At 64.7% G+C, this 26,461-nt stretch carries 25 protein-coding genes, 1 tRNA gene and 2 pseudogenes; 8 read left to right on the plus strand and 20 right to left on the minus strand.

Going from position 1 to position 26,461, the window contains the following annotated elements; translation table 11 throughout:
- Positions 1-17 precede the first annotated feature (17 nt).
- The 4 genes from DF286_RS03990 to DF286_RS15080 all read left to right on the plus strand — a co-directional run bounded on the left by DF286_RS03990 (position 18) and on the right by DF286_RS15080 (position 3,608).
- The gene (locus DF286_RS03990) at positions 18-674 is read left to right on the plus strand and encodes a C39 family peptidase (RefSeq protein WP_158274620.1); all 657 of its coding nucleotides are present in this window, start codon (positions 18-20) and stop codon (positions 672-674) included.
- 13 nt (positions 675-687) lie between these two features.
- The gene (locus DF286_RS03995; protein ID WP_109270261.1) at positions 688-1,569 is read left to right on the plus strand and encodes a hypothetical protein; all 882 of its coding nucleotides are present in this window, start codon (positions 688-690) and stop codon (positions 1,567-1,569) included.
- Positions 1,570-1,592: 23 nt separating this feature from the next.
- A complete protein-coding gene (locus tag DF286_RS04000) occupies positions 1,593-2,207 on the plus strand; it encodes a peptidoglycan-binding domain-containing protein (protein ID WP_109270262.1) in 615 nt (204 codons plus the stop codon).
- A gap of 156 nt (positions 2,208-2,363) precedes the next feature.
- Positions 2,364-3,608, plus strand: a complete 1,245-nt coding sequence (locus DF286_RS15080; RefSeq protein WP_207790000.1) for a hypothetical protein — start codon at positions 2,364-2,366, stop codon at positions 3,606-3,608.
- A 96-nt stretch (positions 3,609-3,704) separates the two neighbouring features.
- Here DF286_RS15080 and DF286_RS04015 read toward each other — a convergent pair whose 3' ends face one another.
- The gene (locus DF286_RS04015) at positions 3,705-4,466 is read right to left on the minus strand and encodes an NRDE family protein (protein ID WP_109271997.1); all 762 of its coding nucleotides are present in this window, start codon (positions 4,464-4,466) and stop codon (positions 3,705-3,707) included.
- Positions 4,467-4,596: 130 nt separating this feature from the next.
- Between DF286_RS04015 and DF286_RS04020 the strand changes: the two genes are divergently transcribed.
- Entirely contained in the window at positions 4,597-5,697 is a 1,101-nt protein-coding gene (locus DF286_RS04020; protein ID WP_109270264.1) for an alpha/beta fold hydrolase, read from the plus strand.
- A 55-nt stretch (positions 5,698-5,752) separates the two neighbouring features.
- Here the strand turns inward: DF286_RS04020 and DF286_RS04025 are convergent, their stop codons facing one another.
- Together DF286_RS04025 and DF286_RS04030 are read right to left on the minus strand one after the other, a co-directional pair.
- On the minus strand, positions 5,753-6,292 hold the full coding sequence (locus DF286_RS04025; protein WP_109270265.1) for a hypothetical protein: 540 nt from the start codon (positions 6,290-6,292) through the stop codon (positions 5,753-5,755).
- Positions 6,289-6,570 carry a hypothetical protein gene (locus DF286_RS04030; RefSeq protein ID WP_109270266.1) on the minus strand — a complete coding sequence of 94 codons (282 nt, stop codon included), beginning with the start codon at positions 6,568-6,570 and terminating at the stop codon, positions 6,289-6,291. The genes DF286_RS04025 and DF286_RS04030 overlap by 4 nt, the downstream gene beginning before the upstream one ends.
- Before the next feature lie 82 nt (positions 6,571-6,652).
- On the opposite strand from DF286_RS04030, the gene DF286_RS04035 reads away from it, so the two are divergent.
- Positions 6,653-7,285 (plus strand): TetR/AcrR family transcriptional regulator, encoded by a 633-nt coding sequence (locus DF286_RS04035; RefSeq protein WP_109270267.1) that lies wholly within the window; start codon positions 6,653-6,655, stop codon positions 7,283-7,285.
- Positions 7,286-7,331: 46 nt separating this feature from the next.
- On the opposite strand, the gene phoB is transcribed toward DF286_RS04035, so the two are convergent.
- The 4 genes and pseudogenes from phoB to DF286_RS15335 all read right to left on the minus strand — a co-directional run.
- A complete protein-coding gene (gene phoB, locus DF286_RS04040) occupies positions 7,332-8,054 on the minus strand; it encodes a phosphate regulon transcriptional regulator PhoB (RefSeq protein ID WP_243444710.1) in 723 nt (240 codons plus the stop codon).
- Entirely contained in the window at positions 8,032-8,733 is a 702-nt protein-coding gene (gene phoU, locus DF286_RS04045; protein WP_243444711.1) for a phosphate signaling complex protein PhoU, read from the minus strand. The genes phoB and phoU overlap by 23 nt, the downstream gene beginning before the upstream one ends.
- 129 nt (positions 8,734-8,862) lie before the next feature.
- A pseudogene (locus DF286_RS15245) lies at positions 8,863-9,231 on the minus strand (glycosyltransferase); the annotation flags it as partial.
- Between the two features lie 136 nt (positions 9,232-9,367).
- Positions 9,368-9,802: pseudogene (locus DF286_RS15335) on the minus strand (ATP-binding protein); the annotation flags it as partial.
- Between DF286_RS15335 and DF286_RS15460 the strand changes: the two are divergent.
- Positions 9,767-10,435 carry a very short patch repair endonuclease gene (locus tag DF286_RS15460; protein WP_279379308.1) on the plus strand — a complete coding sequence of 223 codons (669 nt, stop codon included), beginning with the start codon at positions 9,767-9,769 and terminating at the stop codon, positions 10,433-10,435. The pseudogene DF286_RS15335 and the gene DF286_RS15460 overlap by 36 nt on opposite strands.
- Positions 10,436-10,867: 432 nt before the next feature.
- Here the strand turns inward: DF286_RS15460 and DF286_RS15090 are convergent, their stop codons facing one another.
- Both DF286_RS15090 and DF286_RS04065 read right to left on the minus strand, forming a co-directional pair.
- Positions 10,868-11,491, minus strand: coding sequence for a hypothetical protein (locus tag DF286_RS15090; RefSeq protein ID WP_158274623.1), 624 nt, complete (start codon positions 11,489-11,491; stop codon positions 10,868-10,870).
- Positions 11,491-12,015 carry a hypothetical protein gene (locus DF286_RS04065; protein ID WP_109270273.1) on the minus strand — a complete coding sequence of 175 codons (525 nt, stop codon included), beginning with the start codon at positions 12,013-12,015 and terminating at the stop codon, positions 11,491-11,493. Before DF286_RS04065 ends, DF286_RS15090 begins: the two co-directional genes overlap by 1 nt.
- A gap of 351 nt (positions 12,016-12,366) precedes the next feature.
- Between DF286_RS04065 and DF286_RS14950 the strand changes: the two genes are divergently transcribed.
- Positions 12,367-14,184, plus strand: coding sequence for a hypothetical protein (locus DF286_RS14950; RefSeq protein ID WP_146193557.1), 1,818 nt, complete (start codon positions 12,367-12,369; stop codon positions 14,182-14,184).
- 52 nt (positions 14,185-14,236) lie between these two features.
- On the opposite strand, the gene DF286_RS04085 is transcribed toward DF286_RS14950, so the two are convergent.
- The 11 genes from DF286_RS04085 to DF286_RS04135 form a co-directional block, all read right to left on the minus strand.
- Positions 14,237-16,024, minus strand: coding sequence for a tyrosine-type recombinase/integrase (locus tag DF286_RS04085; RefSeq protein ID WP_158274625.1), 1,788 nt, complete (start codon positions 16,022-16,024; stop codon positions 14,237-14,239).
- Between the two features lie 303 nt (positions 16,025-16,327).
- Positions 16,328-16,402 (minus strand) — tRNA-Gln (locus DF286_RS04090).
- A 58-nt stretch (positions 16,403-16,460) separates the two neighbouring features.
- A complete protein-coding gene (gene amaB, locus DF286_RS04095) occupies positions 16,461-17,975 on the minus strand; it encodes an L-piperidine-6-carboxylate dehydrogenase (RefSeq protein WP_109270278.1) in 1,515 nt (504 codons plus the stop codon).
- Complete coding sequence (locus tag DF286_RS04100) at positions 17,975-18,865, minus strand: branched-chain amino acid aminotransferase (protein ID WP_109270279.1); 891 nt, start codon at positions 18,863-18,865, stop codon at positions 17,975-17,977. Before DF286_RS04100 ends, amaB begins: the two co-directional genes overlap by 1 nt.
- 77 nt (positions 18,866-18,942) lie before the next feature.
- Entirely contained in the window at positions 18,943-19,761 is an 819-nt protein-coding gene (gene proC / locus DF286_RS04105) for a pyrroline-5-carboxylate reductase (RefSeq protein ID WP_109270280.1), read from the minus strand.
- 87 nt (positions 19,762-19,848) lie between these two features.
- A complete protein-coding gene (locus DF286_RS04110; RefSeq protein ID WP_109270281.1) occupies positions 19,849-20,358 on the minus strand; it encodes a type III secretion system chaperone family protein in 510 nt (169 codons plus the stop codon).
- Positions 20,359-20,537: 179 nt separating this feature from the next.
- Entirely contained in the window at positions 20,538-20,858 is a 321-nt protein-coding gene (locus tag DF286_RS04115; RefSeq protein ID WP_109270282.1) for an accessory factor UbiK family protein, read from the minus strand.
- A gap of 20 nt (positions 20,859-20,878) precedes the next feature.
- Entirely contained in the window at positions 20,879-21,433 is a 555-nt protein-coding gene (locus DF286_RS04120) for a TspO/MBR family protein (protein ID WP_109270283.1), read from the minus strand.
- 11 nt (positions 21,434-21,444) lie between these two features.
- The gene (locus DF286_RS04125; protein WP_109270284.1) at positions 21,445-24,546 is read right to left on the minus strand and encodes an efflux RND transporter permease subunit; all 3,102 of its coding nucleotides are present in this window, start codon (positions 24,544-24,546) and stop codon (positions 21,445-21,447) included.
- A gap of 10 nt (positions 24,547-24,556) precedes the next feature.
- Complete coding sequence (locus DF286_RS04130) at positions 24,557-25,618, minus strand: efflux RND transporter periplasmic adaptor subunit (RefSeq protein WP_243444846.1); 1,062 nt, start codon at positions 25,616-25,618, stop codon at positions 24,557-24,559.
- Between the two features lie 40 nt (positions 25,619-25,658).
- Complete coding sequence (locus DF286_RS04135; protein ID WP_109270285.1) at positions 25,659-26,393, minus strand: TlyA family RNA methyltransferase; 735 nt, start codon at positions 26,391-26,393, stop codon at positions 25,659-25,661.
- Positions 26,394-26,461 lie beyond the last annotated feature (68 nt).

Consider the following 26,461-nt stretch of genomic DNA (forward strand, 5'->3'; position numbering starts at 1 on the left):
GCGCCACGTCAGGCTGCATGACCGCGCCGCCGGGGGATGCCCGGATCTGGATGGGGCAGGTCGCCGAAGGTCGCCAGACCTTCGCCAAGCCGGTCAAGAGCTGGAAAGAACTCAAATTCACCAACCTCGTCCGGCAGCAGACCGACTTCAGCTGCGGTGCCGCGGCTCTCGCGACGATCTTCAACTATGCCTACGGGCGCGACACGAGCGAGCAGCAAGTCCTCGTCAACATGCTCAAGGTCGCCGACCCGGACGTCGTGCGCGAGAAAGGCTTCTCGCTGCTCGACATGAAGAATTACACCAACGCGATCGGCATGACGAGCGAAGGCTATGAAGTGCCCTATCAGGCGCTTCGCCAGCTCAAGGTGCCCGCGATCGTTCTGCTCAACATCAAGAATTACAAGCATTTCGTCGTCGTCCGTAAGGCGGAGGACGATCGGATCCACCTTGCCGATCCGGCGCTCGGAAATCGGGTGATGGGACGCGGCGATTTCGAAAAGGCGTGGAACCGCGTCGTTTTCGTCATCGTCGGCGAGGGCTTCAACCCGGACACGGTGCTGATGGATCCGCCGCCGCCCCTGTCGGCGCGTCGCCTGTTCGAGATGCGATCGCCCGTCGCCAATGCCGAGGTTTACGATTTCGGCTTCGGACCGGCGTTCAACTTCGTGCTATGAAAGGAACGGGATCATGACCGGCTTCGAAAGGCGATCGGATCGGCCTTCGCCCTGGTCCAGCGTCCCCTCGAAAGCGCTGGCGGTGCTGTGTCTCGCGAGCAGCTATCCCCTTGTCACCGGCTTCGCGCCGCTTTCGACCGGAATCGAGAGCATAGGCGTGAAGGTTCCCGACGCCGAGCTGGCCGAGATGCGCGGCAAGTTCATCAACTCCGAAGGGGTCTCCTTCTTCGGGCTGCAATTGCAGACGAGCTGGCAAGGCACCGACGGGGTCACGACCTATGCGACGGTCCTGTTCAGCGTCGATTTCGCCTCGCTGGGGGCCCAGGCGGAGAGCGCCACGCCGCGGCTGCTCGTGGGATGGAGCCGCGACTGCGACGGGTGCGGCGATCCCGCGATGGACGTGACGACCTTCGGCCCCGCGGCACAGGACGATTATGTCGCGATCGACACCGGTTCGGGCGGTCTTCAGGTCGGCGGCTTAGGCACTGTGCAGGGCGCGGTGCAGAGCCAGAATATCAGCGGCTCCGACAACCAGGTTCGCAACGACATGCAGATCGCGGTCGTGCCCGCGAGCTCGCTGCCGACGTTGCAGGCCGACGGTCTGACCGAAGTGACCGGCAGCGCGTCGGAAACCTTCTCCGACGGAGACTCGGTCCATGTGCTGCTCGGGTCCAATTCGCTCACCTTGGCGATGTCCAGCGGCCAGGGACCGGACGCCGTGCGGCAAGGAATCGATGGACACTTCAGCCAGGCAGCCCAGCATGTCCTCCTGGCGAGCGATTTCAACAGCATCCACAACAACATCGGCATCACCGTCGGCCTTAACGAGCTGATGCAGGCGGATGCGGTCCGGACGCAGACTGCCCTGGCCGCGATGAAGGGACGCGGATTCTGAACAGCGAGCGGCGGAGGGAAGACATGACGGACAGGCGAGTTGTGAATGGGGGGCTGACCCTGGCGATCTGCCTGGGATTGCTGGGCTGGGCGTCGGCGGCGCGGGCCGGCACGCAGGACGGCGTCTTCGCGGTCGAAGAGGCGGGACGCGCGCTCTGTCCTGCCTTCGTGAAGGCGCGGGCCGAGAAGTCCGAAGCCTATGCGCGCTATGTCGGCTTCATCGAAGGCTATCTTACGGCGGCGAACCGCTATGAACCCAATACGTTCGACCTTACGCCCTGGCACAACGCCAACGCGTTCGCGCTCATCCTCTACAAACATTGTCAGAAGGAGAAGAATGCGAAGGATGCGCTCGCCATGGTGGCGCAGAAACTGGTCCTCGCGATGAAGCCGTTTCGACTGGCGGACTTCTCCAAGATGGTCGAGGTTGGCGCGGGAGCCGACAACGCCCTCCTCTACGAGACAGTCTTGAAGCGGGCGCAGACCGAACTGTCCCGGAAGGGACTGTATCATGGCGAAGTCGACGGCAAGTTCTCGGCCGAAACGAAGGCTGCGCTGACTGAATTTCAGCGTTTGGCAAAGCTGCAGCCCAATGGTATACCCGACGCGGCTACTTTGTGGGTGCTCCTGAACCCATGAGGCGAAGATAAGACTATAGGAACCAGGGCGATTAGATAATAAAATAAGTGATAGTGGGGGGTGCGCATGCGTCGGTCATCCAGGTTCCTGTTGTCAGCTGCCCTACCCCTCGCACTTACATTCGCCGCCCCCGCCGAAGCGCAAATAGTTTCAGCCGTGGGGGAGGATCTTCGGCAACAATTGCAGGAGATGCAGGTCCGCAATGCGGAATCTCAGGCCCGGATCGAAGCGCTTGAAGACCGGCTGGAGGCGCTGGAGGCCGCCGCCGGTCTGGGAACTCAGGATGCCGACCTTCTTTCCGATGAGGATCAGGCGGCCCTTCGCGGCCGCGGCGATCCCCGCTCCCTCGAGCCGCGCCGTTATGGGGACACGGTAGCCCTTCAAATGGAAGTGCCACCGGACGCCGGCACCGCGGACCCGGTCGAAGAGCCAACCCGTAAGACGCCGGCGCCCTCAGAAGCGGTGGAGACCGTCGCCGAGGTGGAACAAGGCATTTTCGGCGATCGGCTCAGTTTCGAAGCCGGCGTCACCTACTCGCATTTCGACGACGCCCAGATCAACCTCAGCGGCTTCCTGGCCCTCGACGCCATCTTCCTGGGCCGCATCAGCCTCGACGAGATCACCGCGGACGTCATCACGTCGGAATTCGTCGCTCGCTACGGCCTCACGGATCGGCTCCAGTTCGATGTGAGCGTCCCTTATCTCTTCCGCCATTCCAACTTCCAATCCGCCGGTGCGGGCGGAAGCGCCTCCGGCACCGCGGAAGTGGACGTCACCGAATCAGGGATCGGCGACATCAGCGTGGGCGCGAGCTATCGGCTGCTGAGAGAGACGTTCCGGCGTCCGGACATCGTCCTCAACGCGAGGGTCAAGGCGCCGACGGGTCAGCATCCCTTCGGCGTCGAGCTGGTCGAGATCCCCGGTACAGCCGGCAATCTCAAGGTGCCCGAACGCCTGTCCACCGGAAGCGGGGTATGGGGCGCTTCGGCCGGCATCTCCGTGCTGAAAACGCTCGACCCGATGGTCGTCTTCGGCAGCCTCACCTATTTCTATAATTTCAGCGAGCATTTCCGCGACATCGATGAAGCCCTTGGCGACCAGCCCGGCAAAACCAAGATCGGCGATGCCATCCAATATGGCGCCGGCGTCGCCTTCGCCCTCAACGAGCGATCCAGCCTCAGCCTCTCCTTCACCCAGCGCTTCGGCGAGCGCGCCAGGATCCAGCGGGATGGCGGACGCAGCCAGTTCATCATTGGCAGTCAGTCCAATGTCGGCATTTTCAATGTCGGCGCGACATTCTCCCTTTCCGAGAAGATCGCGCTGCTCACCAATCTCGGCGTCGGGATGACGAGCGACGCTCCGGACATGGTGCTCAGCGTCCGCGTGCCATTCCGTTTCTGACGCGACCCGCGCCGCGCCGGAGGGCCGGCCGGCCTCCGACCGTCTCACCTCGTCGCTGGCAGGCTGCGCCAGCCCCGAGCGGACGTTGCCGTCGCTTCAGCCGTGCCAGGAGAAGGCGAGAGCGGTCTCGCCCGCCGGCTCGCCGGTATCGTCGAAGCGCCGTTCCGCGATGATCCCGCTTCCCCGATCGTCGATCGCCACGACTGTGCTGCAACGTGTTCCGTAGATCGGGTTGCGGATGAATATCGGGGAAAGCGTCGGTTCTTGCGGCACATCGGACGGAAGCCCCGAGGCTATTCCCGCATCGGACAGCCTCTCGTCGCGAAGGGCGTCGAGTAGCAGTTCGGGCCGTTGGGCCCCTTTTACGATCCAATCGAGTAAGTGCGCCTTTAGCTGCAGCGTCTTGGACCAAGGTTCGTCGAGCGCGCCGTTCGACAGGCCGTAGAGGCCGGGCGCCAGGCGGCTGCGGAAAGGCTTCGGCCGGTTCGACAGGAACCAGGCCTGCTCCCGATCCGCGAAAATCAGGTTGAACGGGTTGAAATCGCCAAGCTCAGTCTTCCCGACTTCGGTGACCGGCGCATCATCGACGAGCAGGCTAGTGACCAGGGCGCCGCGAGAGGTGCGGGCCGTATCGGCCGCATCATAGCCCCTGAGATTGGTGACCACTGCGAACCGACCCCGCTCGGAGACGCCCAGCCAGGTTCCGCCCGATTGCAGGTCGCGGCCGGCGATCAGGTGATCCGCCGCCTGCCATCGCGCCAGCGGCGCGGCGGGACGGGAATGAAACTCGTCCCGATTGCCGGCCACGACCAGAGGCCATCGCGGATGGGCTCGCCAAGCAAAAGCCAGAACGCACATCATCGAACTATCGCCGCCCACCGGCAGCATTGGCAACGACTGATATCGCCAAGCTCGTTTGCTACGATGGCGGACTTGTGGCGGTTCGCATAGGTTCGCTAGAGCCGCCATTCGCTTTTGGGGGGTTATATTGCTTCGACTGCCGTTGTTCCTTTCCGCTGTCGCACTGTGCGCCGCTCCAGTTCTGGCGGCAGCGCCGGACACGGCCGATCCCTATGCCGCGAGCCGTGACATCGTCGCGGACATAGGCCGGATCGTGACACCTGACGGGGTGCAGGAGACATTTACCGTGGAGCTGGGCGGGGCGCGCCAGGTCGTCAACGTCCGCGGCGCCGATCGCGCCAACCCGGTCCTCCTTTTCATCCATGGCGGCCCGGGCGCTGTCGAGATGCCGATCGCCTGGTCCTTCCAGCGACCGTGGGAGGACTTCTTCACCGTGGTCCAGTGGGACCAGCGGGGCGCGGGGCGCTCCTATCCGCTGAACGATCCCGAGGCGATCGCGCCGACTATGACGTTGGAGCGCTACCGGGACGACGCGATTCAGCTGATCGAGATGCTTCGCGCCAAATACGGAAAGCGCAAGATATTCGTCCTCGGGCACAGTTGGGGCTCGGCCGTCGGCTTGGCTGTCGCTGCGAAGCGTCCAGACCTGCTCCACGCCTATGTCGGGATGGGCCAGATCATCGACTTCCGCGAGAACGAGCGCGTCGGCATGGCATGGACCGTGGAGGAGGCGCACAAGCGCGGCGACGAGGCGGCCGTTCGCGAAGTGGAGGCGCTGCGACCCTATCCCGACAGCGGCGCCTTCACGATCGATCAGGCTGACGGATGGCGCAAATGGGCGATCCGCTACGGTGCGCTGGCCGCCTACCGTCCGGACGCGAACTTCTATCTTCGTGCACCGCGGCTTTCGCCCGAATATTCCGCCGAGGATCGGCAGGCGTGGGCAGACGGCGCGGTTTTCACTGTGAAGACGCTGTTCCCTCGCCTGGCAGACCTCAGCTTCAAGGATGTGCGCCGCCTGGAGGTGCCGGTCATCATGTTGCTCGGTCGCCATGACTACGCGACACCGTCCTCGATCACCTACGAGTGGATGGGAGATCTGAGCGCACCGAAGAAACAGGTGATCTGGTTCGAGCATTCGGCACATTTGCCCATGATCGAGGAGCCGGGGCGGACGTTGAAGGCACTCATTAACGAAGTAAGGCCGCTCGGCGCCGTCTCAGATTAAGCGGCGCAGGATCGGCAGCTTGCACCGTTTCACGACCTCGCCTTCTCTCGCGCGATCAGGGGAAGCTGGTCCGGATGAGCGGCTGGAAGTGGCGGGCGCATGACCAGAAATGGGTGCTGAGCGTCTCCGCCAGGCGGGGCGCGACGTGGGGGAGAATGTGGCCATAGCCGAGCTTGCGCAGGAAGAGCTTGGCGCTGGCCTGGGTCACCGGAACAATCGGGCGATCGGCTCCGCGTCCTGCGTAAAGATAGATGTTGCGGGTCGTCGCCAGCACTTCCCGGCGTCGCTGTTCGTAGCCCGCAACGAGCTCGCTCATCGGACCGACGCCGCCCCCGGCCGGCCGTGAGACGCGGCGAAGCTCGCGATCGAGCGCCCGCCGAGCCAACCAGCGGTCGAGGGCGCAGGTTTGCGCATTCACGATGCCGACGTGGACGGACCAGTAGATGAAGATCGCGCATTCGAGCGGGATTCGCTCGCTGCTCCGCAGGCGCTCCGAAGTCAGCAGCGCCCTCACATCCCGTTCGAGGGACGCGATCGCTTCGTCGATCAGCTCCAATACGCGTCGGCGTCCGCGGGTGAGCGCCAGCCAGGTCATGGGTGATAGTCCTGAGGCTCGTCTAGATCGGCGTGAGCCGGGGCTCCCGCCTCCTCGACCTCCAGGCGATAGAAGCCGCTGCGTGACCAGACGGCCGCCCCTACGACGTAGCGGCCCGCTTCTCGATCCAGCAGCGCGAAGTCTTTCGGGCGCCCCAAAGCCTCGGCGATCATCTTCGCGCCGACCGCGTGGGCGCTCTCTAGATCGGGCGCTTCAAACGCCAGCAGCCGGGGCGCCTCGTCGGCGTGCATCCAGTAACTCAGGCGGAAGGACGGCACGAAGGATTTCCTGAAAGATTATTTCAACATATGTTGATTAAATACCGGCCTTGTGCCAGTCAACTGGAAGAAGGGGGGCACGATGCCGACGGGCGAAAAAGGCACGAGGCGAAAGCGGGGACGGCCCAGGCGCAGCGACGCGCCCGATCCGGCGGCCATCAGGACGGCGGCGCTCGCAAGATTTGCGCGCAACGGCTTTGACGGCACCAACCTGCGCGAGATCGCCGCTGAGGCGGGGGTGGACGTTGCCTTGGTGGCGCGCCAGTTCGGATCGAAGATGGGCTTGTGGAAGTCCGTGGTCGACACGATCGCGCAGCGGATGGCCGACGCCCAGGCGGACACTGGCGAGCTGCCGTCGGCCGGAATGCCACTCGCCGAGCGCCTCCGCCGAGCGCTCCATGGCTTCGTCGCCTTCAATGCGGCTCATCCCGAACTTGGGCAGTTTTTCGTCAACGAAGTCGCTCGGCCCGGCGAGCGGCGAGACTATGTGCTGGAGCGGCTTTGGCTGCCCAACCGGCGCGCCCTGCTCCCGCTGCTGCGGGAAGGGATCGATGGAGGCATCGTTCCGGCTGTCGATCCCGAGCTAGCGCTGCTGATGCTGATCGGCGCCGTCGCGCTGCCCCTCATCACGGGTGAAGCGGTGTCGCAGGTATTGCGGCAAGACATGGAGGCGCGGCTGACGGAGGCAGTGACCGCCTTGTTCGTCGCGACCTAGACGCGCGGAAGCGGCCTCACGCCTGCCGGCGCCCCCGCTCGCGACATCAACCCAGATCGTCGTCGAGTGAATAGCCGACGCCGCGGATGGTTCGAATGAGTTCCGGTCCTTCCACCGAAGCGAGGGCCAGGCGCAGCCGCCGGATGTGGACGTCCACGGTTCGAGCATCGATGTCGCTGCTCGGGCCCCAGACATTGTGCATCAGCCGCTCCCGCGGGAAGGCCCGGCGCGGGTTCTCCATGAAGTGGCGGAGGAGACGGAACTCGGTCGGCCCGATCGATACCGACTGGCCGCCGCGCCTGACGCGGTAGCTGGCCAGGTCCATCTCGAGATCGGCAAAGCGCAACCGCTCGGTCGCGAGAACCGGCCGAACCCGTCTCAGAACGGCGCGGACGCGGGCCAGAAGCTCCTTCGGACTGAAGGGTTTGGTGATATAATCATCCGCTCCCGTCTCTAGCGCATTGACCCGGTCGACCTCCTCTCCTCGGGCGGTCAGCATGATGATCGGGACGTTCGGATAGTCACCGCCATTTCGAAGACGGCGGCAGACCTCCAGCCCCGACAGTTCTTCGATCATCCAGTCGAGCAGGATGAGATCGGGAGACTGCTCCTGGACGAGGCGCAATGCGGTCTCGCCGCTGGGCGTGCTTTGGACTTCGAAATCGTCCTGCTCGAGGTGCCAACGCAGCAGTTCGACCAGGGCCACATCGTCCTCCACGAGGAGGATCCGGCTTGCCGTACTCATCTCAGGCGGGGACCGCTTGGGCATGGGCCTGCGCCTCGGCCGCGAGGCGATCCCCTGTCGCGGCAAAGCAGACCGCATCGGCGATGTCGACGGCATGATCCGCGATGCGCTCGAGGCTTTGGGCAATGATCATGAAGTCCGTCGCGCGGCCGATCGTCGACGGGCTCTCGATCATCTCGGCGACGAGTTGACGGAAGATGGTGTGATAGAGCTGATCGACCTCTTCGTCCGCCAACGCCGTTCGCCGCGCGGCGTCGGCGTCCCGGGCGATGAAAGCATCGAGCGCCGATCTTATCATCGCGGCCACACATTCTGCCATCGTCGGAAACAATGCGACCGCCTCCGGGTCGCGACCGCTTCGAGCCGGCAAGGCGCGGCGCGCGATCTTCTTCGCATTGTCGCCGATCCGCTCGATCACGATCGACGTCTTCAAGGCCGCGAGGATCTCGCGCAGGTCATCGGCCATCGGAGCGCGGAGCGCGATCAGGCGTACGCTCTGGCGTTCTATCTCGCTTGCCAGCGCATCGATCTTGCGATCGCCGTCGACCACCTCCGCAGCAAGAGCTTCGTCCTGCATCGCCAGGGCCTGCATCGCGTTGGCGAGGGCGGCCTCCGCACGCCCGCCGATTTCGGCCACCAGCGCTCGGAGCTGCTCGAGATCCTCATCGAACGCCTTGACCGTGTGAACACCCAATTGCGCCAACAGACGTCTCCTATCGATGCCCCGGGGCTTCGATACGGGTCGCATGCGTTCGTTTGGCGACAGCTGGGTGACGCTCTGATGACAAACGCCTATTAAGTGGTCGCGCAGCCGACGATCGATCGTTGCAGCCTATAGCGGGACGAGCGCGCCGCAGAACTGCTGCGCGCTTTCTGACCAGCTGAAACCTTTCCCATAATGTGCGCATCGGTTCCGGCATTTGCCGGCGGCCTCCACGATGGCCCGTTCAAGATCCTCGTGCATTGCGCCGACGTCCTCCCGCAGGATGTCCGCCGGGCCCGCAACGGGGAGGGCCGCGACTGGCGTTCCGCAGGCCAGCGCCTCGATCATCACCAACCCAAATGTGTCCGTCCGGCTGGGGAAGACCAGCACGTCTGCGGCCGCATAAGCCGAGGCCAGATCCGCGCCCGACAGCACGCCCGTGAAAGACACATCGGGATAGGCCCTTTTCAACCCCTGCAGGGCCGGGCCATCGCCAACGGATCGCGTCCTCATCCCATTCCTGTCGCGTTTCTTTAATTACTAGTATCGTCCCGCCGTCCTTGGGAGAATCCGCATTGTAGATCTTAGGAAACGATGAAACCGAACCTAGATTTACCGAAACTGTTTGGAACTCTTTGGTGCTATCTTTCTCGAATCTGGTCCAATCCACATCGAGTTTTGTGATAGATTTTCCGCCGCTGGAACGACTATAAAGTTCTAGTTGTTCGCCTAAAGTATCACATGCAAAACGCCCGATCCCCTTGCTTCCGGCAAACTGTCCAGCTGGCTTGATTTTATCACGGTAATTGTCCGTGGAGGCGAGCGCTTTCTCAGAATACGCCACAAAGAGCCACTTATCGCGAATGTCGTTAGCGGTCATTCCGCGTCCATTGTCGACTATTGCAATGCTTGATTCATCGGGGTCGAACTCAATGTCGACCTTCGTTGCTCCGGCGTCGATCGAATTCTTCACAAGTTCAAAGATGGCCACGAACTCGTTCGTCACGAGATCGCGCCCGATGATGTCCTTGAGGTGGGTACTGATTCGGAAGGATTCTGGCGTCGTCATTCGAAGGGCTTATCTCACTCTTGCTTGATAGCGAAACAATCGCCGCGAGGATGGCTGGTTGCTCGATTCTGGTCGCTCTGCGGCGCTTGGCTGGCTCCCCGCGCTTCCTCGACGCCTCCCCCTGGCAAAGTCCGCGACTACCACCATCTAGCTGTTCGTAGCATACATCTAGGAGGCAAGTTGGCGGACTTCCTTGAACCAGGCGAACGATCGCGGCGCATGGGGCGCATCAGGTCTCAGGACACAAGGCCCGAAATTATCCTGAGGCGAGCATTGCACGAGCTCGGCCTACGCTTTCGTCTCGGAGGCGCAGGGCTTCCCGGTCGCCCTGATATCGTACTGCCGCGCCATCGTGCCGTGGTTTTTGTTCATGGCTGCTTTTGGCATCGTCATCGTGGTTGTAAAGTCGCGTCAACACCAAAGTCGAACACTGGCTTTTGGACGGCAAAGTTCGACCGGAATGTCGAGCGCGATGCGAAGGTCACCCGGGAGCTGGAAGCGCTGGGTTGGCGTGTCTTCGTTGCGTGGGAGTGCGAACTCACCGTCAAGTCACGGCTGGGCTTGACTGCTGCCGGGCTGGCCAGGCGGATCCGAGGCGAACCCGGTGCGCCCGAGGTCGCGAGTACCTTCTAGACTCCTCGCTTCTCAACCCTGCAAATCTGACTGGGAAGATGAGGGGCGCGCCCGGATGGAAAGAACCTGATAAACCGTCTGAGCAATTGTCCTGTGACGAGCTATCTATGCGCCAGGATCTGGAGGACCGCCTCGGCACCCTCATCAGATGAAACGGCTATATGAAGCGGAGTCCCTCCGCCAAGCTCATCATGGTGAGAGCGAAGGAAGTCTTCAGCTTGATCCTGACACCCATCAAACGCCTTGATGGCCGCCCTCCGCACCCGCGCCACACGCTCCCGCTGTTCGACAGCCTCCGCTGCGGCGGCCCTGAAACCCTTGAGGATATAGGCTCCGAGCAAGCCTATATCGCGGGTCTCCAGAACGTCACCGAGAGTCGGTGGTCGCGAGCGCGTCGCGAGCCACCGCTCAAGCTTCAGGAGTAGGTCGCCCTCACTCTCCAAGGCGCACTTCCTCCCGGTGTTTCGCCCAGCTTTCGTCGATGATGGCGCGGGCCTCATCAGTGGCCAGCTTCGAGAACAGCGACCATCCGCTGGGCAAACAGGTGCGTCCCAGGAGCAGCCCGTGAAGGTGAGGCACGCCCGGGCGAGCCGCCCTACCCGGGAGGTGGAGGCAGAGCACGATCGGAGTTTGATAGGTGCGGGCCAGGCCCAAGAAATAGCTCCTGCCGATCTCCCAGACCTCGGCCAGCCGCAGAGGCGCCTCGATGAGGTCGGCTTCGGCGAATCGCACTGTGACGTTCGTAACGATGTCGCGGATCGTGCCGAAGGACGCCTCGTCATAGGCCCTGCAGAGGGTCTGCGCGTCCATGAAGTGGTCTGGCGCTCCGGGTGGCAACAGGACGTCGAAACGCGCGCAGGTCGGCCGGTCCCAAGGGGCAGTAGGATCTGCGGGCTTCGCGACAGGATAGAGCCGCCGGAAGACGGCCCTCTCGGCTGTCATCACCATTCCATCGGGGGCGGGATTTCGGACGACGCCGAAGCTGATCTCCGGATGCGCCCCTGTCACAGGAGCGTAGTCGCCATTCGGCATCGGGGCGTGCTTTTTGATCGACATCAGAAGGCCTCCTCATACCGAGTGGCCCGGATCATCTTCGCGGCCGCCGCGTCGACGCCGTCGGCACGCTCCAATCGGTCGACGAATGGTGAACAGAAGGACACTCGCGAACCGTCCGCATTGAGCTCTACGAATGGAGCCGGTCCGGGTGGAAGAAGCCAGTAGCCGTCTCCAGGCAGCCAGTAGAGAACCATGTCCTCCATGATGCGCGGGTCGCTGTCCACATGGACCAGGGCGGTAAAGGTCACCTCGTCCAAGATCTCCGGGATCGGATAGCGCCCCTGATGGGCGAGGATGATGTCTGCCCCCGTCTGGGTAGCAACGTCGAGCATCGCCTCGTTGAAGACCCCTTTGCCGCAGGGGGTTGTGGCGAGGATGAGCCTCTCCTGCTCCAGATAGATCGCCCCGGCCGGAAGCAGGTCTGGGGCGACCGAGGCCGCGCCCCCTCCCGCCGCCGCGTGGAGAAACTTGATCATTCGACGAGCAGTGCGGGAGGTGCCGTCACCCAAAACAACGATATTCATAAGGAGGAACTCCGATAGCGTGAGGTCCGGCTCGTGCCGGCCTAAGCCCCCCTTCGAATTTCATCTCAACGGGAAGCTCGCTTCTCCCCTTCCGTCCCTTGTTCTTGGCCCGCCGAAGCGCCGGCCGGCGGCGCGCTACACCCGCTGCCGGGTGGGCCAGGAGGCGCCGGCAGAGTCCGCGGCACCGGTGGGCGACAGCGTCAAGTGGCAACGCGAAGATGGCGGGAACGCTCATGGTATAGGCCGATGGCGTTGGGGCCTCCCTTCCAGGGCGCGACGCCCTGCCGCGCAGCGGGGGCGGGATCCAAGGGTGCAACCACTTGGCAGGGGGTTCAGGGGCGCTCCCCCGACATGCCTTTTTTTACGCAGGAAAAAAAGAAGAGCATGTTCTTCTTTTTCTGCCTTGCTACCGCTATCCTGTTTCCGGGCCGTGGGGAGGGTGTCATGAAAAGTGCTGTGTCGGGTGTGGCGGGAGCTGTCCGGATCAACCAGCTCACGATGGCTGGGCTCACCCGCACTGAGCTTCACGGGAAACGCCTCGATAAGACCAGCAAGGCTCGCGTCATCAACGATGAGCCTCCCATCTCGTCGACCGGCCTGGATCTTAATGATCTTTATCAGGCTCATGTGGCGGACGCCTTCGTGCCGAGCGCGAAATCGAAGGCAATGCACATGATTGTTCAGTTCCCGACCGATCTGGTTGACGGGAGCGATGCCGACGGGATGCTGTATCACGCCAGCGCATTCGCGAGGCGGGTGTTCGGCGACAATGCGATCTTCGCGGACCGGGTCGACCGGGACGAAAAGAGCCAGCACGTTGTCGACCTGCTCATTGCGCCGAAATATCTCAAGGCAACCAAGCACACAGCCAAGGTGGCGGTCTCGATGACAAGAGACCTCAAGGCTCTCGCCAAGAAGTATGGCGAACCGCCAATTCCCCAGGGAACGGGTCGAGCCCTTCAGACAGCATGGTTCGAATATCTGCGTGACGAAATGGGCCTAGAAGATGTGGAACGCGGGTCCCCCAAGGAATTCGCGGGTCCGGACCACAAGTCGGCCGAGGAACTCCGGATGGAAGAACTCGACGAGCTGATTGCGAGTGCCGAGAGGGCACGCGAAGAAGCTCGAAAAGTCGGTTACGAGGAAGGTCTCGCGGCGGCCGAACAGAATCGCGCCGCGCGCGAGCGGCTTCTGGATGATAGGGAAAAGCGGATCACTATCCGGGAAGCCGATCAGATTTCGGAACGGCTTCAGATCGCCTCGGCGAAGGAAGACTTGCAGCGAGAAGCCCACGACACCCGCCGCGATGCAGATGCCTATGCGAGGGTCACGCGCGAGAATGCGGAGACCGACGCAAAGGCGGAGCGTGACAAGGCGGAGGCGGAAGCGAACGAGATCAAGGCGGCCGCCGAGCACACCGCCAGAGAGAAGGGCTTGGCCGACGCCCGGGCGTTGATCCAAAGCGATCAGGAGGCTGCGGCGGAAGCGAGGGCAGCAGCCAAGAAGGATCGCGACGCTGCGGCAGCGGCGTTGTCGGCGGCGAACGCTGAACGGGCCCGAGCGAAGGCGGAAGGTCTCGCTGAGGCAGAGGAGGAGCTGGCATCCCGGAAAGCTTCTTTTGAAGCTCGCCAAGCGGAAATCGAGGCCCTCGCGGCGAAAGTGGCGGACGAGGGCGCCAAGGCAAGGGCGTTCAAGGCTGGCCTTGAAGCATGGGCGGCCGGCGACATCGTATTGGCGGGACGGACGAAGGATGGCGGGCCGGGGTTCAAATGGCGGGATGAAGCGACCAAACAGCGTGTCAAACCCCTGATTCTGCCTGCGTGGACCGAAGTATGGGAAGCGGTCGTCGCCCTTGCTCAGCGAGCAGCCGCGAAAGCGGCGGAGATCGAAAGCGAGGCCAAGCAGAAGGCAAGCGACCTCGTGGACACCGTGACCGAGGCGGTGAAGACCTTCATGGCACGCTACAACGCCGTCCCTGAAGTGGAGCGGGATACCCTCAGAAGAACACCGGCGTTCGAAGCAGTGGCGACTCTAGCGAACGACCCTGCCGTGCGAGCCACCGTAGCGGACTCAGAGGACAACGAGGTGGACCTGCTGCTTCAGGCGGCGGCTGCCGGGTTGGTGAAGGGAGTGAAGGTTTCTGGTTCAGGCGCTGTCCGGAAGCTATGACGGGGGAGTCGCTACACCCTCCGTCTCGAGCTTTCTTACCCGTCCCGTCGCCTCACTCCGCAGCTCCCGTCAAATTCTGCCCGCGGCGCGGACGAGGCCGCCGCATGGCAGCGGGAAGCAGGTGAATCTCCCGGTAATCCGGGAGATGGTCTGTGACGATGGGAATCTGGTCGACCAGCGCCTTGAGCTTGGCGAGACGGGTCGCCTTGGAATAGCGGGTGGATCCCTCGCCCTTGCCCTTGTGCCCGAGCGCGTCGTTACGGTGCTCCTCGAACACCTCGAGCTCCTTCAGCTCCGTGCTGACGGTATGACGAGCCGCATGGAGCGCTTGACCGCGCTGAAGCGTCTTCAAATGGGGAGCGACGTAGATCCACCAGAGCTTGTAAAAGGTATCACCCTTCTTGGCGCCGGCCCGTTCGGAAACCAGCTCCGGGAAAAGGGCGTCGTGGCCGGCCGTCCTTATCGCCTCGAAATACTCGACAAAGCCGAGGCGGACCAGCTCGTCCGAGATCGCGATGAGGCGTACCGCTGATCGGTTCTTGACGCGGCCGGCGGAGGTGAAGTCGATGCTGATGAACCAGATGCCGTCGACGCAGTCGACGTCGGTCACGAGGAGCTTGCAAACCTCTTCCCTGCGCATGCCCGTATACCACACGAGCAGGAGCACGAAGAACAGGCTGTCGTGATAGATCTGGTTTCCGGGTTCGAGGCGCTCCTCGACCGATCGGCAGCCGGTCCAGGGCGGGAGATTGAAGAGCTCCCGTCCCTGCTCCAGTGTGTAGGCCGCGCGGGCGTTCCGCTCGTCCTTGCGGTCCGGGACCATGAATTTTCCGAAGTCGACTTCGGCAACCGATGGGACGTGGTCGCGCAGGAAGCTGTGAATCTGGGCGAGCTTGCGGAAGTGTTTGTTGGTCGTTCCCGATAGCAAGCCGATCGCATCGGCCTCATAGTCGCCAAGTTCGATCTTCTCCTCGGCGTCCCGGCAGATTTCCTTGAGCGTCGTCTCCGGTGACCGGTGCCACGGCGCCTTCCCGCAAGTGACCGGAAGCCGGTCGAACCACTGATCGAGTACCTTCAGGTCCCCAAAGGTGAGCGACCACAACGGTCGGCCATCCATTGACCGCTCGAGCAACGCCGCCGCCCATCGTATCTGACGGAGCGTCTGCTCGCCGACCTGCTCCTCCTTGCGCTTGCCGGTCTTGCGATGCTCGAACATCTTCGGCGTTGCAGCGATCAGCCGTTCGGCCGCCTCGGTGGCGGTGACATGGAGCCACTCGGAGGGAACGGATGCTTCCGACCCGGCGGTCTCGTCCTGATCGTTAGCAATCCTGGCTGGCACGGAGGGGCCCGGCACAGCCCCCGTGGGGTAGGACCGCACCGCCAATTGACGCTGTAGCGCCTCTTCGGCGTCGATATGGGCGTCCCGGAAGGCGGGATAGAGAGCGAGCTCGACCGCCCATCGCAGCATGTCGGTCGGCGCGCGACCGTGCTGACGCAACAACCCGTCGATATAGTCGGGCCGGAAGCGGGTGACGCCCTGTTCTTCGCGGAGCTTGATGATCGTCCTCAGATCCTCGATCCGCTGTGGATCCCACCCTGCCTCCTCGGCGAGGCGCTGCTCCTCCGCCGGCAGCAGCGAGAGGTGGCCCCCGTGATCGGCCAGGCGCTGGTAATAATGGGCGAACGCCAGGTTCGAGACGCTGTGGAGCGGAGCATAGTAGGGCGTCGAGCGCTGATCCTGGCATAGCTCCGCCAACAACTGCTCGTAAGCCGTCTTTGCAATGGCCTGCAGTTCGGCCTCCGTCAGGCCTCCATCGGCTGCGACGCGCTGGTTCAACATCTCGATTACATCCCCCGACGCGGTCGTGAGAGCCGCCCCCCTGCGGCTCGCTTCAATCCGGTCGAACGTCTTCAAAGATAAGCGAATATCGAGCTTTCGGCCACCGGAGATTGGGTGGATTCGCCGCCACCAGAAAATATGGCCGCGTCGGTAGGTGTGAAGGGACGCCATGGCTGACCTTTCGGGCCAGCACATTGGCACACTCTGATGCACAATCAGGGGATGCCTCAGTGACTAGCCGACTCTAGTTAGTCAGCAATTTCAGTCACTTACAGCCACATTGGCTGGGTCGGCGGATGTGCTTGGCTGGGGCGGCAGGATTCGAACCTGCGAATGGCGGCACCAAAAGCCGCTGCCTTACCACTTGGCGACGCCCCAGCAGACGGCGGCCTTATAGCCGTCCTTGCCGAGAGGGAAAGCCCTCACGGCGTCCCGATCAGACCGAAAAATCAATCCCCTGGGCGAGCGGCAGATCGCGGCCGTAATTGATCGTGTTGGTAGACCTGCGCATATAGGCGCGCCAGCTATCGGAGCCGCTCTCGCGCCCGCCGCCGGTCTCCTTCTCGCCGCCGAACGCGCCGCCGATCTCGGCGCCCGACGGCCCGATATTGACGTTGACGATACCGCAATCGGAGCCCGCGGCGGAGAGGAAGCGCTCGGCTTCCCTGAGATCGGTGGTGAAGATCGAGGAGGCGAGGCCTTGCGGCACGGCGTTATGGAGGGCGATCGCCTCGTCGAAGGTGCGGTAGCGCATGACGTAGAGAATGGGCGCGAAGGTCTCTCTCTGCGTGACGGGCGTCTGACCCGGCATCTCGGCGATAGCCGGACGCACATACCAGGCGTCGGGAAAGCTGTCGGCCAGAAGCCGCTCGCCGCCCTGGACCACGCCGCCCTCGGAACGGGCGTCGTTCAGCGCTGTCTGCATGGCGTCGTAGGCGGCCTCGTCGATCAAGGGTCCGACGAGGGCAAGGCCTTCCAGCGGATTGCCGACCTCGACCGAAGACCAGACGCGCTTGAGGCGCGGCACGAGGCGATCGTAGACATCCTCATGAACGAACAGCCGGCGGAGCGACGTGCAGCGCTGGCCGGCGGTGCCGACGGCGGCGAAGGTGATCGCGCGTTCGGCGAGGTCGAGGTCGGCCGAGGGCGTGACGATCATGCCGTTGTTGCCGCCCAGCTCGAGCAGCGAGCGGCCGAAGCGGGCGGCGATGCGCGGCCCGACCTCGCAGCCCATGCGGGTGGAGCCGGTGGCGGAGACAAGCGCGACGCGGCGATCGTCGACCAGCGCCTCGCCGGTAGCGCGTCCACCCTGGACCAGCACCGACAGGTTCGCGGGCGCATCGCCGAAACGCTCGACGGCGCGCTCGAACAGCGTCTGAACGGCAAGCGCCGACAGCGGCGTCTTTTCCGAAGGCTTCCAGACGACACTGTCGCCGCAGACGAAAGCGAGGCAGGCGTTCCACGCCCAGACAGCGACCGGAAAATTGAAGGCGGAGATGACGCCGACGACACCGAGAGGATGCCAGGTCTCCATCATGCGATGGTCGGGCCGCTCAGTGGTGATGGTGAGACCGTGAAGCTGCCGCGACAGGCCAACGGCGAAGTCGCAGATGTCGATCATCTCCTGGACCTCGCCGAGCGCCTCGGGGAGGATCTTCCCCGCCTCCAGACTCACCAGGCGCGCCAGAGGCTCCTTGGCCTCCCGCAAGACCTCGCCGAACAGGCGAACCAGCTCGCCGCGCCGGGGCGCCGGGACGGTGCGCCAGGCGAGGAAGCCCTCATAGGCACGGCCGATCGCCGCCTCGACCTCGTCGGGGCTTGCGGCCGCGACGCGACCGATAACCGTGCCGTCGATAGGCGAGCGCGATGCGAGGTCGCCCGACGCAATCGCCTCCTGCGGCAGCCCGAGCCTCTCGAAAAGCGTCCGGGCTTCCTGCACGGACTCGAACATCAGGCGTTGGCGAGGCGGCGGTTGACGAGGTCGAGATAGTCCTGGCGGAGCTGGAGCGTGAGATCGCCCACCTCGAAGTTCCAGGGACCTGCGGACGCGACCGGCGTCACCTCGGCGGCGCTGCCGGTGAGGAAGAACTGCTCGAAGCCCTCCAGCTCCTCCGGCCAGATCGTGCGCTCGATCACGTCGATGCCGCGGCGGCGGGCAAGCTCCATGACCGTGCGCCGGGTGATGCCGTCGAGGAAGCAGTCGGGCGTCGGCGTGTGGATCGCGCCGTCCTTGACGAAGAAGGCGTTGGCGCCCGTCGCCTCCGCCACCTGGCCGCGCCAATCGAACATCAGCGCGTCGTTATAGCCCTTATTCTCCGCCGCATGCTTGGCCAGAGTGCAGATCATGTAGAGGCCGGACGCCTTGGACTGGGTCGGCGCCGTGTAGGGGGCGGGCCGGCGCCAGGGGGAAATGTCGAGGCGGATGCCCTTGCGCGCCGCTTCGTCGCCGAAATAGGCGCCCCATTCCCAGCAGGCGATCGCCATGTGCGGCTTGGTCCGCTGTGCGGCGACGCCCATCTGCTCGGAGCCGCGCCAGGCCACGGGGCGCATATAGGCGTCTTCGAGGTTATTGGCCTTCAACGTCTCGCGACAGGCGGCATCGATCTCCTCGACCGACCAGGGCAGCTCGAAGCCGAGAAGGGAGGCGCTCCGCCTCAGCCGCGTGCTGTGCTCGGTCAGTTTGAAGATCTCGCCGCCATAAGCGCGCTGCCCCTCGAAGACCGAGGAGGCGTAATGGAGCGCGTGGGTCAGCACATGGATATTGGCCTCGCGCCAGGGCGCTAGCTTGCCGTCAAACCAGATCCACCCGTCGCGATCGTCATAGCTGCGCTGGTCCGTCATTTCGGCCCCGATTCTCCATGTGGGAAGCTGTTTCGGCGATAGGGCTGACCCGAGGGGCGGTCAACTTGGGTCGCAGGCTAACGCCGCGCCGCCTCGGCCAGCTCGCGGCCGCGGCCGACGGCGGCGGCCATCGTGCGTCGCATCAGCGGCCGCAGCCCCCCTTCCCCGTCGAGGACTTCCAGCCCCGCGCGGGTCGTTCCGCCCGGACTGGCCACCCGCTCGACCAGTTGCGAGGGGCTTTCGTCGGAGGCTGCGGCCATCGCGCCTGCGCCCTCGACCGTGGCGAGCGCGAACCGCTCCGCCTGTTCGCGCGGCAGGCCCTCGGCCACCCCGGCTTCCGCCAGGGCATCGATGAAGCGGTAGAGAAAGGCGGGCGCGCTGCCGGCGAGCGCCGTCACCACGTCGATCAGCGGCTCCTCGCTTACCCATTCCGCCCGACCGAGCGTGGACATGAGCCGCTCGACCTCCTCCCGCGGCTCGGGCCCGACAGTCTCTCCGAACAGGCCGATCGCGCCCTTGCCAAGCCGCACCGGAAGGTTCGGCATCGCCCGCACCAGCGTCCGAGGCTTGGAAAAGCGCTGGCGAAGCGAGGCGAGCTCCACCCCGGCGAGGATCGAGATGACGACCGTTTCCGGCTCCAGGACGGGCGCGACGAAAGGGACGACCTCGTCGAGCTTCTGCGGCTTGACGCCGAGCATCACCAAGGCGGGAACCTCGTCTTCGGGCAAGCTGGTGAGGGTTCGGATGCCTTCGGCCGGCGGGCGGCCGCTCGGGCGGATGACGGTGATTTGAGAACGGTCGAGGCCGGCGGCGAGCCAGCCTTCCAGCATCGCGCCCGCCATGTTGCCGCAGCCGATCAGCCAGAAGGGTCCGGGAAGGGAAAGCGCCGCTGTCATATCTACTCCGTTCGGGCTGAGCCTGTCGAAGCCCTGCCTTAGGGAGAAGAACAGTCCTTCGACAAGCTCAGGGCGAGCGGGAAGGGTCTAGGCTTCGCCCTGCGTCTCGATCAGGGCGGCGGCGATGGCTTCGGCGGGGGACTTGTCGGCCCAGAGGACGAACTGGAAGACGGGGTAGAAACGCTCGCATTCCTCGATGGCGGTCTCGACCAGCGTCTCCGCCTGCTGCAAGGTCAGCGTGCCGCCCTCCTCGCCTTCCAGCAGCGCCGCATGGCGGAAAAGGACGAGGCCGGAGGTCTGCCACAGTTCGAAATGGCCGAGCCAGAGTTGCTCGTTGATGAGGCCGATCGTCTCATAGGTCTGGGCCCGCTTGTCGGCGGCGACGCGAATATCTGGAAGGGCGAGGAACTGGAGGACATTGTCGTCGTCCCGCCAGATGGCCCGCAGCTCATATTGGGCCCAGCTCCCCTGGAAGTTGGCGACGATCTCTTCGTCGCCATTTCTTTCATAGGCCCAGCCATGGGCGCTGAAATAATGTTCGAGCATGTCGATCGGGGCGCTCGTTTCGCGCTCCAGCTCAAACTCGTCCACGTTCATCCTCAAGTCCTGCACCCATATTCAACAAAAGAATCGTGCACCCGCCTTGGGGCAAGCGCAAGAGAAGCGTTGAGGACAGCGCCACAAAGTTGTGGATTAGTCGCCCTTTAACGCCAGCGGAGGAGCGGGACGACGAAAGCCATCCGTTCTCCGCTTCATCGCGGCGACGGTGGACAAACCTAGTCGCCGCGGCCGGACGGCTCGCGCTTCGGCTTGGGCGGCTCGCCGGAACTCTTCTTCGCCGCGGGCTTCCTTGGCGCGGCGCCGCCTTCCAGCGCCTCGATCCGCCGCTTCAGCGCCTCATTCTCCTCGCGGGCGGCGACGGCGATGGCCTTCACCGCCTCGAACTCGTCGCGGCTCACCATGTCCATGCCGCCGACCCATTCGCGCACCCGCTCGCGGAAGTTGGCCTCGGCCTCCCGGCCCATGCCGGCGAAGGTGCCGGCGGCGCCGTTCAGCACCTTGACGAAATCGTCGAACAGGCGGTTTTCGGACTGCATGCACGTCTCTCCTAGGGCTTTCAGAGGCTGATATCGGCGCTCGCCGTCCCCGGCACAAGGGTTTCGGCATCGGGGTTCAGGACGACGATCTGGTAGTTGAGATAGGCCGCGAAGCAGAGCCAGGCGAGATAGGGCAGCATCAAGAGCGCCGCGGCCTTGCGGACTCGCGCCATCAGCACCGTCGCGGCGGCGGCGATCACGATCATCGCGGCGATCAGGGTCAGCGCCGTCTCCACCTTGTGGAGCGCGAAGAAAACGGGCGACCAGGCATAGTTGAGAAGCAGCTGGATGATGAATGCGGCCAAGGCCTTCCCCCGCACCGACGCGCCGCGGGCGTGGAGGATCATCGCCAGCGCGAGACCAAGAAAGATGTAGAGCAAAGTCCAGACGACTCCGAACATCCAGCCCGGCGGCATCGCGTCGGGCTTCACCAGCGCATCGAACCAGGGATTGCCATAGCCGCTGCCCGATGCCCGGCCGGAAAGGGTTCCGAGCAGCAGCACGAGCGGAACCGCGATCAATGCGATGCGCAGGAACGACATGCGCAGCTGTCCCTTCGACGCGATTCCGGTCATTCTGGCCCCCCTTATTCGGCCGGCAGCGGCTGCGCGAGTTGCGCCTCCAGCTTGCGGCTCACTTCTTCCGGAGAGCCGGTAAAGCGCGCCAAGCGGGCGTAAAGCAAGGGAATAAGGAATAGTGTGATCGCGGTGGCGATCGACACGCCCCAGACGATGACGACGCCGATCGTGGAGCGCGCCGCCGCGCCGGCGCCGGTCGCGATCATCAGCGGCACCGCGCCGGCAACGGTGGCGATCGAGGTCATGAGGATCGGGCGGAGGCGCCGCTTCGAGGCTTCGCGGATGGCGGTGTCGATGTCCTTGCCGGCATCGCGCAGCTGGTTGGCGAATTCGACGATCAGGATGCCGTTCTTGGCGGCCAGGCCCACCAGCATGACGATGCCGACCTGACTGTAGAGATTGAGCGTCTGCCCCATTACGGCAAGGCCGATGATGCCGCCGGCGACGGCGAGCGGCACGGTGGTGATGATCACGGCCGGATGGACGAAGCTTTCGAACTGGGCGGCGAGCAGCAGATAGACGATCAGGATGGTGAGCAGGAAGACGACGGCGATGGAGCCGCCAGTGTCCTTGAACGACTTGCTCTCGCCCCGATAGCCGATCGCCGTCACCTCGGGCGAGGCCAGCGCCTGCGTCTCCAGCCATTCGAGCGCCGCGCCGAGCGAATAGCCGGGCGCGAGGCCGCCCTCGAGCGTGATCGCGCGGATCTTGTTGAAGCGGCCGAGCTCCCGCGCACCCGCCGTCTCCCGCGTCGTGACGAGGTTCGACAGCGGCACCAGGACGCCGGTCCGGCTGCGCACGTAGATGGAGGCGAGATCGGCCTTGGTCGCCCGCTCCGGCCCCTCGGCCTGGACGACGACGCGATACTCCTCGCCGCGGTCGATATAGGTGGTGACGCGGCGCGACCCGAGCAGGGTCTGGAGCGCCTGGCTCACCTCGTTCACCGAGACGCCGAGATCGCCCGCCCGCGTCGTATCGACCTCGATGCGCAGCTGGGGCTTGGTTTCCTTGTAATCGGAATCGAGGTTGATGATGCCGGGATTGCTCTGCGCGGCGGCGAGGATGCGATCGCGCGCCACGACCAGATCCTCATAGGTGTTTCCGGCGATGACGAAGCTGATCGGCTGGCCGCGTCCCCGCCCGAGCGAGGAGCGCACCGAGGCGTTGCCGCGCACGGCCGGCAAGGTGCCCAAACGCCGGTTCACCTCGTCGACCACGTCCTGCGTCGTCTCCTCGCGGTCCTCCCAGGGCTTCAAAAAGACGGTGATGGCGCCGCTGTTGAAATCGTCGCTGGCGCCGAAGCCGCCCGGCGTGCGGGTGATCACCGTGCGAACCGCGCCGTCGCCGAGGAGCGGCAGCAGCTTGTCCTGCGCGGCCAGCACATATTGGTCCATCTGCTCGAAGCCGGTGCCGAGCGGCGCCGAGATATTGGCGGAAAGGACGCCGACATCCTCGGCCGGCGCGAGCTCAGACTCCGAAGTCAGGAACAGAACGCCCGCGAGGGCGAGCATGCCGCCAACGGCTGCCATCGGAATAAGCGGCCGGGTGAGAACGGCGTCGAGCCGCCGGGCATACCAGGCCTCGAGCCGCTTGAAGCGATCGTCGATCCAGTGGGCGAGCTTCCCCCGCTTCTCCTTGCGGAGGAGCTTGGAGCAAAGCATCGGCGCGAGACTGAGCGCGAGAAAACCCGAAAAGGCCACCGCTCCGATCATCGCCGCCGCGAGCTCGCGGAACAATAGGCCCGTGGTTCCGGCGATGAACATGACGGGCACGAACACCGCGCAGACGACCAGGGTGGTCGACACGATCGCGAACGCCACCTGCCGCGCGCCCTGATAGGCGGCGAGGAGCGGCGGATCGCCCTCCTCGATGCGGTGGTAGATGTTCTCCAGCATGACGATGGCGTCGTCGACGACAATGCCGATCGACAGCACCAGCGCCAGCAGGGTGAGCAGGTTGATCGAATAGCCGAGCATCCACAGGACGGCGAAGCTCGCCAGCATGCAGATCGGCACCGTCACCGCCGGGATCAAAGTCGCGCGCCAGCTTCCCAGAAACAGGAAGATGACCAGCACGACCAGCACCGCGGCTTCGGCCAGGGTCACCCACACCTTCTCGATGGCGCGATTGATGAACTCGGAATCGTCGGAGCCGACCGTGATGGTCATGCCCTCGGGCAGGGTCGGCGCGATATCCGCCGCCGTCTGCTTGGCGGCCTCGGCCACTCCCAGCGTATTGGCGCCCGACTGGCGGACGATGCCGAGCCCGACCGCCGGCTGGCCGTTCGCACGAAAGGCGGCATAGGGATTTTCCGGCCCCTCCTCGATGCGGGCGACGTCGCCCAGCCGCACCAGATAGCCGTCGCTGCCGCGGCCGATGATGAGCGAGGCGAACTCCGCCGGCGTGGAGAAGGGGCGGTCGACGCGAAGCGTGACATTCTGCGCGGCGGATTCGAGCCGCCCCGCCGGCAGCTCGACATTCTGGGTGCGCAGCGCATTTTCGACGTCGGCCGGCGTCAGGGCGTAGGCGGCGAGGCGGCCCGGCTGGAGCCAGATGCGCATGGCCGGCCGGGCGTCGCCGGCAACGAACACCCGCGCGACGCCGTCGATCGAGGAGAAGCGGTCGACGATGTTGCGGTCGACATAGTCGCTGAGGCGAAGGCGATCCCAACCCGGCTTCGAGATGACCAGGAACATGATCGGCGAGGAGCTGGAATCCGCCTTGCGCACTTCCGGCGGCCGCGCCTCGTCCGGAAGATCGTCGGCAGCGCTGCCGATGCGATCGCGCACGTCGTTCGCGGCGACGTCGACATCCCGGCCGGGGGCGAACTCCAGGGTGATGTCCGATCGGCCGTCCTCGGAACGCGAGGTGATCGTCTCCAGGCCTTCGATGCCGGAGAGCCTTTCCTCCAGCACCTGGGTAACCCGGCTTTCGACGACGCTGGCCGCCGCCCCGGTGTAGACGGTGTCGACCGACACCACCGGCGGATCGACGTCCGGATATTCGCGGATGGAGAGGCTGAAGAAGCCGACAATTCCGACCACCATGGTCAGCATCGCCAGGACCGCAGCGAAGACGGGGCGTTTGACCGAGACGTCGGATAGCTTCATCGCCGCCTCACTATCCGCCCTTTGCCGTGCGACCGACCCCGGGCGGCTCGGCATTGCGCGTGCCCGCCAGCTGGACCTTCATGCCGTCGGTCAGCTTTACCACACCTTCGGTCACGACGCGCTGGCCGGGGCGCAATCCGTCGACGATTTCGATGCGTCCGCCGGAACGGATGCCCGTCTTCACCTCGGTGCGCCGGGCGACCTCGTCCTCGCCGACGACGAAGACGAAGCGGGCGTCGCCCTCGCCGATCACGGCGAGCTCCGGCACGGACAGCGACATGCGCGGCGCGGTCTCGATCGCGACCGTCAGCAGCATGCCGGGCTTGAGCTTCCGGTCCGGATTGGGAAGGCGCGCACGCACCGTCACCGCCCGGGTGGCCGGATCGATGACCGGATCGATCGTGTTGATCTGGCCGCGGAACGGCTGGCCGGGCCAAGCCGCCGCCTGGGCTACGATCGGCTGCCCCGGCCGGATCGCCGACAGCATCGTCTCCGGCACCGGGAAATCGAGCTTGATCGAGCTGATGTCGCTGATGGTGACGATCTCGGTGCCGGCGTTGACCACGGCGCCTGGCGAGATGGTGCGGAGCGACACCCAGCCCGAGAAAGGCGCCGTGACGATGCGGTCGCCGATCTGCGCCCGGGCGCCGGCGGCGGAGGCCCGCGCCTGGGCGGCGAGCGCGGCCTGCGCGTCGAGGCTGCTCTGGGTGGCGAAGCCGCGCTCCTTCAGCGCCTCGATCCGTTCCAGCTGCTGCTGCGCCTCGCGCGCGCGCGCCTGGGCCTCGTTGAGTTGCGCACCCTCCTCGGCGGCGGCGAGCATCGCGATGGTCTGGCCGCGCGTCACATAGTCGCCGTCGTCGAAGTTCAGCCGCACCAGCCGTTCTGTCACCGGGGCCGAAAGCGTGACCTGTTCTGCAGCGCGGGCGGTGCCGACCGCCTGGATCGCCTCGACGAAACGCATGGTCGTGGCCGGCGCGGCACTGACCACTGGCGCGGCCCGCTCGCGCTCGGCGCCTTCGCCGTTGCTGCAGGCGGCAAGTCCCAGCAGCGCAAAGGAAATGATATTCCTCAACCTGTTCACCGGAGGCCGCTACCTTGTGGTTCGTCGCCGATCAAGTGCGGTTTGCCGCAATCAGGAACTCGACATTCCCCTCCGGTCCGGTGATCGGGCTTCGTGTCAGGCCTTGCACCGTCCAGCCTCGTGATTCGAGCCATTTAGCGGCCTGCGCGCAAACCCGTTCGTGCACGGCCGCGTCCTTCACAACACCGCCCTTGCCGATCTCGTTCCGCTCGGCTTCGAACTGGGGCTTGATGAGCGCGATCAGCCGTCCGTCGGGCTTGGCGAGATCGAGCGCGGCGTTGAGCACCTTGGCCAGCGAGATGAAGCTCGCATCGCAGACGATGAGATCGACCGGCTCGGTGACGGTTTCAGAAGTCAAATACCGCGCATTGGTTTTTTCGTGGACGACGACGCGCGGGTCCTGCCTCAATTTCCAGGCGAGCTGGTTGGTGCCGCTGTCGACCGCGAATACCTTGGCCGCGCCCCTTTGCAGGAGAACGTTCGTGAAACCGCCGGTGGACGAGCCCACGTCGAGCGCCACTGCGCCTTCCACGTTCCAGCCGAAATGTTCGAGCGCATGGGCCAGCTTGATTCCGCCGCGCGAAACCCAGGGATGCTCCCGTCCCCTCACCTCCAGCGGCGCATCGGCGGCCAGTGCCTGGCCGGCCTTGTCGATCTTCCGCTCATTCGAGAAGACGAGCCCCGCCAGAATCAGAGCCTGCGCCCGGGCGCGACTTTCGGCGAGGCCACGTTCGACGAGAAGCTGATCGGCTCGCTGCTTTGACATAAAATCAGTGGCCCGTGCCCGCTCGGCAGGTGAAATGACGATCCCGCAATCCTATATCGGTTTTTGCT

It is taken from the genome of Sphingosinicella humi (genome assembly GCF_003129465.1).
Lineage (GTDB): Bacteria > Pseudomonadota > Alphaproteobacteria > Sphingomonadales > Sphingomonadaceae > Allosphingosinicella > Allosphingosinicella humi.

Excerpts from the sequence above, each read along its gene's own strand:
- DF286_RS03990 (WP_158274620.1), top strand. The coding sequence starts at position 18 with ATGACCGCGCCGCCGGGGGATGCCCGGATCTGGATGGGGCAGGTCGCC.
- DF286_RS03995 (WP_109270261.1), top strand. The coding sequence starts at position 688 with ATGACCGGCTTCGAAAGGCGATCGGATCGGCCTTCGCCCTGGTCCAGC.
- DF286_RS04000 (WP_109270262.1), top strand. The coding sequence starts at position 1,593 with ATGACGGACAGGCGAGTTGTGAATGGGGGGCTGACCCTGGCGATCTGC.
- DF286_RS04015 (WP_109271997.1), bottom strand. The coding sequence starts at position 4,466 with ATGTGCGTTCTGGCTTTTGCTTGGCGAGCCCATCCGCGATGGCCTCTG.
- DF286_RS04025 (WP_109270265.1), bottom strand. The coding sequence starts at position 6,292 with ATGACCTGGCTGGCGCTCACCCGCGGACGCCGACGCGTATTGGAGCTG.
- DF286_RS04035 (WP_109270267.1), top strand. The coding sequence starts at position 6,653 with ATGCCGACGGGCGAAAAAGGCACGAGGCGAAAGCGGGGACGGCCCAGG.
- phoB (WP_243444710.1), bottom strand. The coding sequence starts at position 8,054 with ATGCCCAAGCGGTCCCCGCCTGAGATGAGTACGGCAAGCCGGATCCTC.
- DF286_RS15090 (WP_158274623.1), bottom strand. The coding sequence starts at position 11,491 with ATGTCGATCAAAAAGCACGCCCCGATGCCGAATGGCGACTACGCTCCT.
- DF286_RS04065 (WP_109270273.1), bottom strand. The coding sequence starts at position 12,015 with ATGAATATCGTTGTTTTGGGTGACGGCACCTCCCGCACTGCTCGTCGA.
- DF286_RS14950 (WP_146193557.1), top strand. The coding sequence starts at position 12,367 with ATGCCTTTTTTTACGCAGGAAAAAAAGAAGAGCATGTTCTTCTTTTTC.
- DF286_RS04085 (WP_158274625.1), bottom strand. The coding sequence starts at position 16,024 with ATGTTGAACCAGCGCGTCGCAGCCGATGGAGGCCTGACGGAGGCCGAA.
- amaB (WP_109270278.1), bottom strand. The coding sequence starts at position 17,975 with ATGTTCGAGTCCGTGCAGGAAGCCCGGACGCTTTTCGAGAGGCTCGGG.
- DF286_RS04100 (WP_109270279.1), bottom strand. The coding sequence starts at position 18,865 with ATGACGGACCAGCGCAGCTATGACGATCGCGACGGGTGGATCTGGTTT.
- proC (WP_109270280.1), bottom strand. The coding sequence starts at position 19,761 with ATGACAGCGGCGCTTTCCCTTCCCGGACCCTTCTGGCTGATCGGCTGC.
- DF286_RS04110 (WP_109270281.1), bottom strand. The coding sequence starts at position 20,358 with ATGAACGTGGACGAGTTTGAGCTGGAGCGCGAAACGAGCGCCCCGATC.
- DF286_RS04115 (WP_109270282.1), bottom strand. The coding sequence starts at position 20,858 with ATGCAGTCCGAAAACCGCCTGTTCGACGATTTCGTCAAGGTGCTGAAC.
- DF286_RS04120 (WP_109270283.1), bottom strand. The coding sequence starts at position 21,433 with ATGACCGGAATCGCGTCGAAGGGACAGCTGCGCATGTCGTTCCTGCGC.
- DF286_RS04125 (WP_109270284.1), bottom strand. The coding sequence starts at position 24,546 with ATGAAGCTATCCGACGTCTCGGTCAAACGCCCCGTCTTCGCTGCGGTC.
- DF286_RS04135 (WP_109270285.1), bottom strand. The coding sequence starts at position 26,393 with ATGTCAAAGCAGCGAGCCGATCAGCTTCTCGTCGAACGTGGCCTCGCC.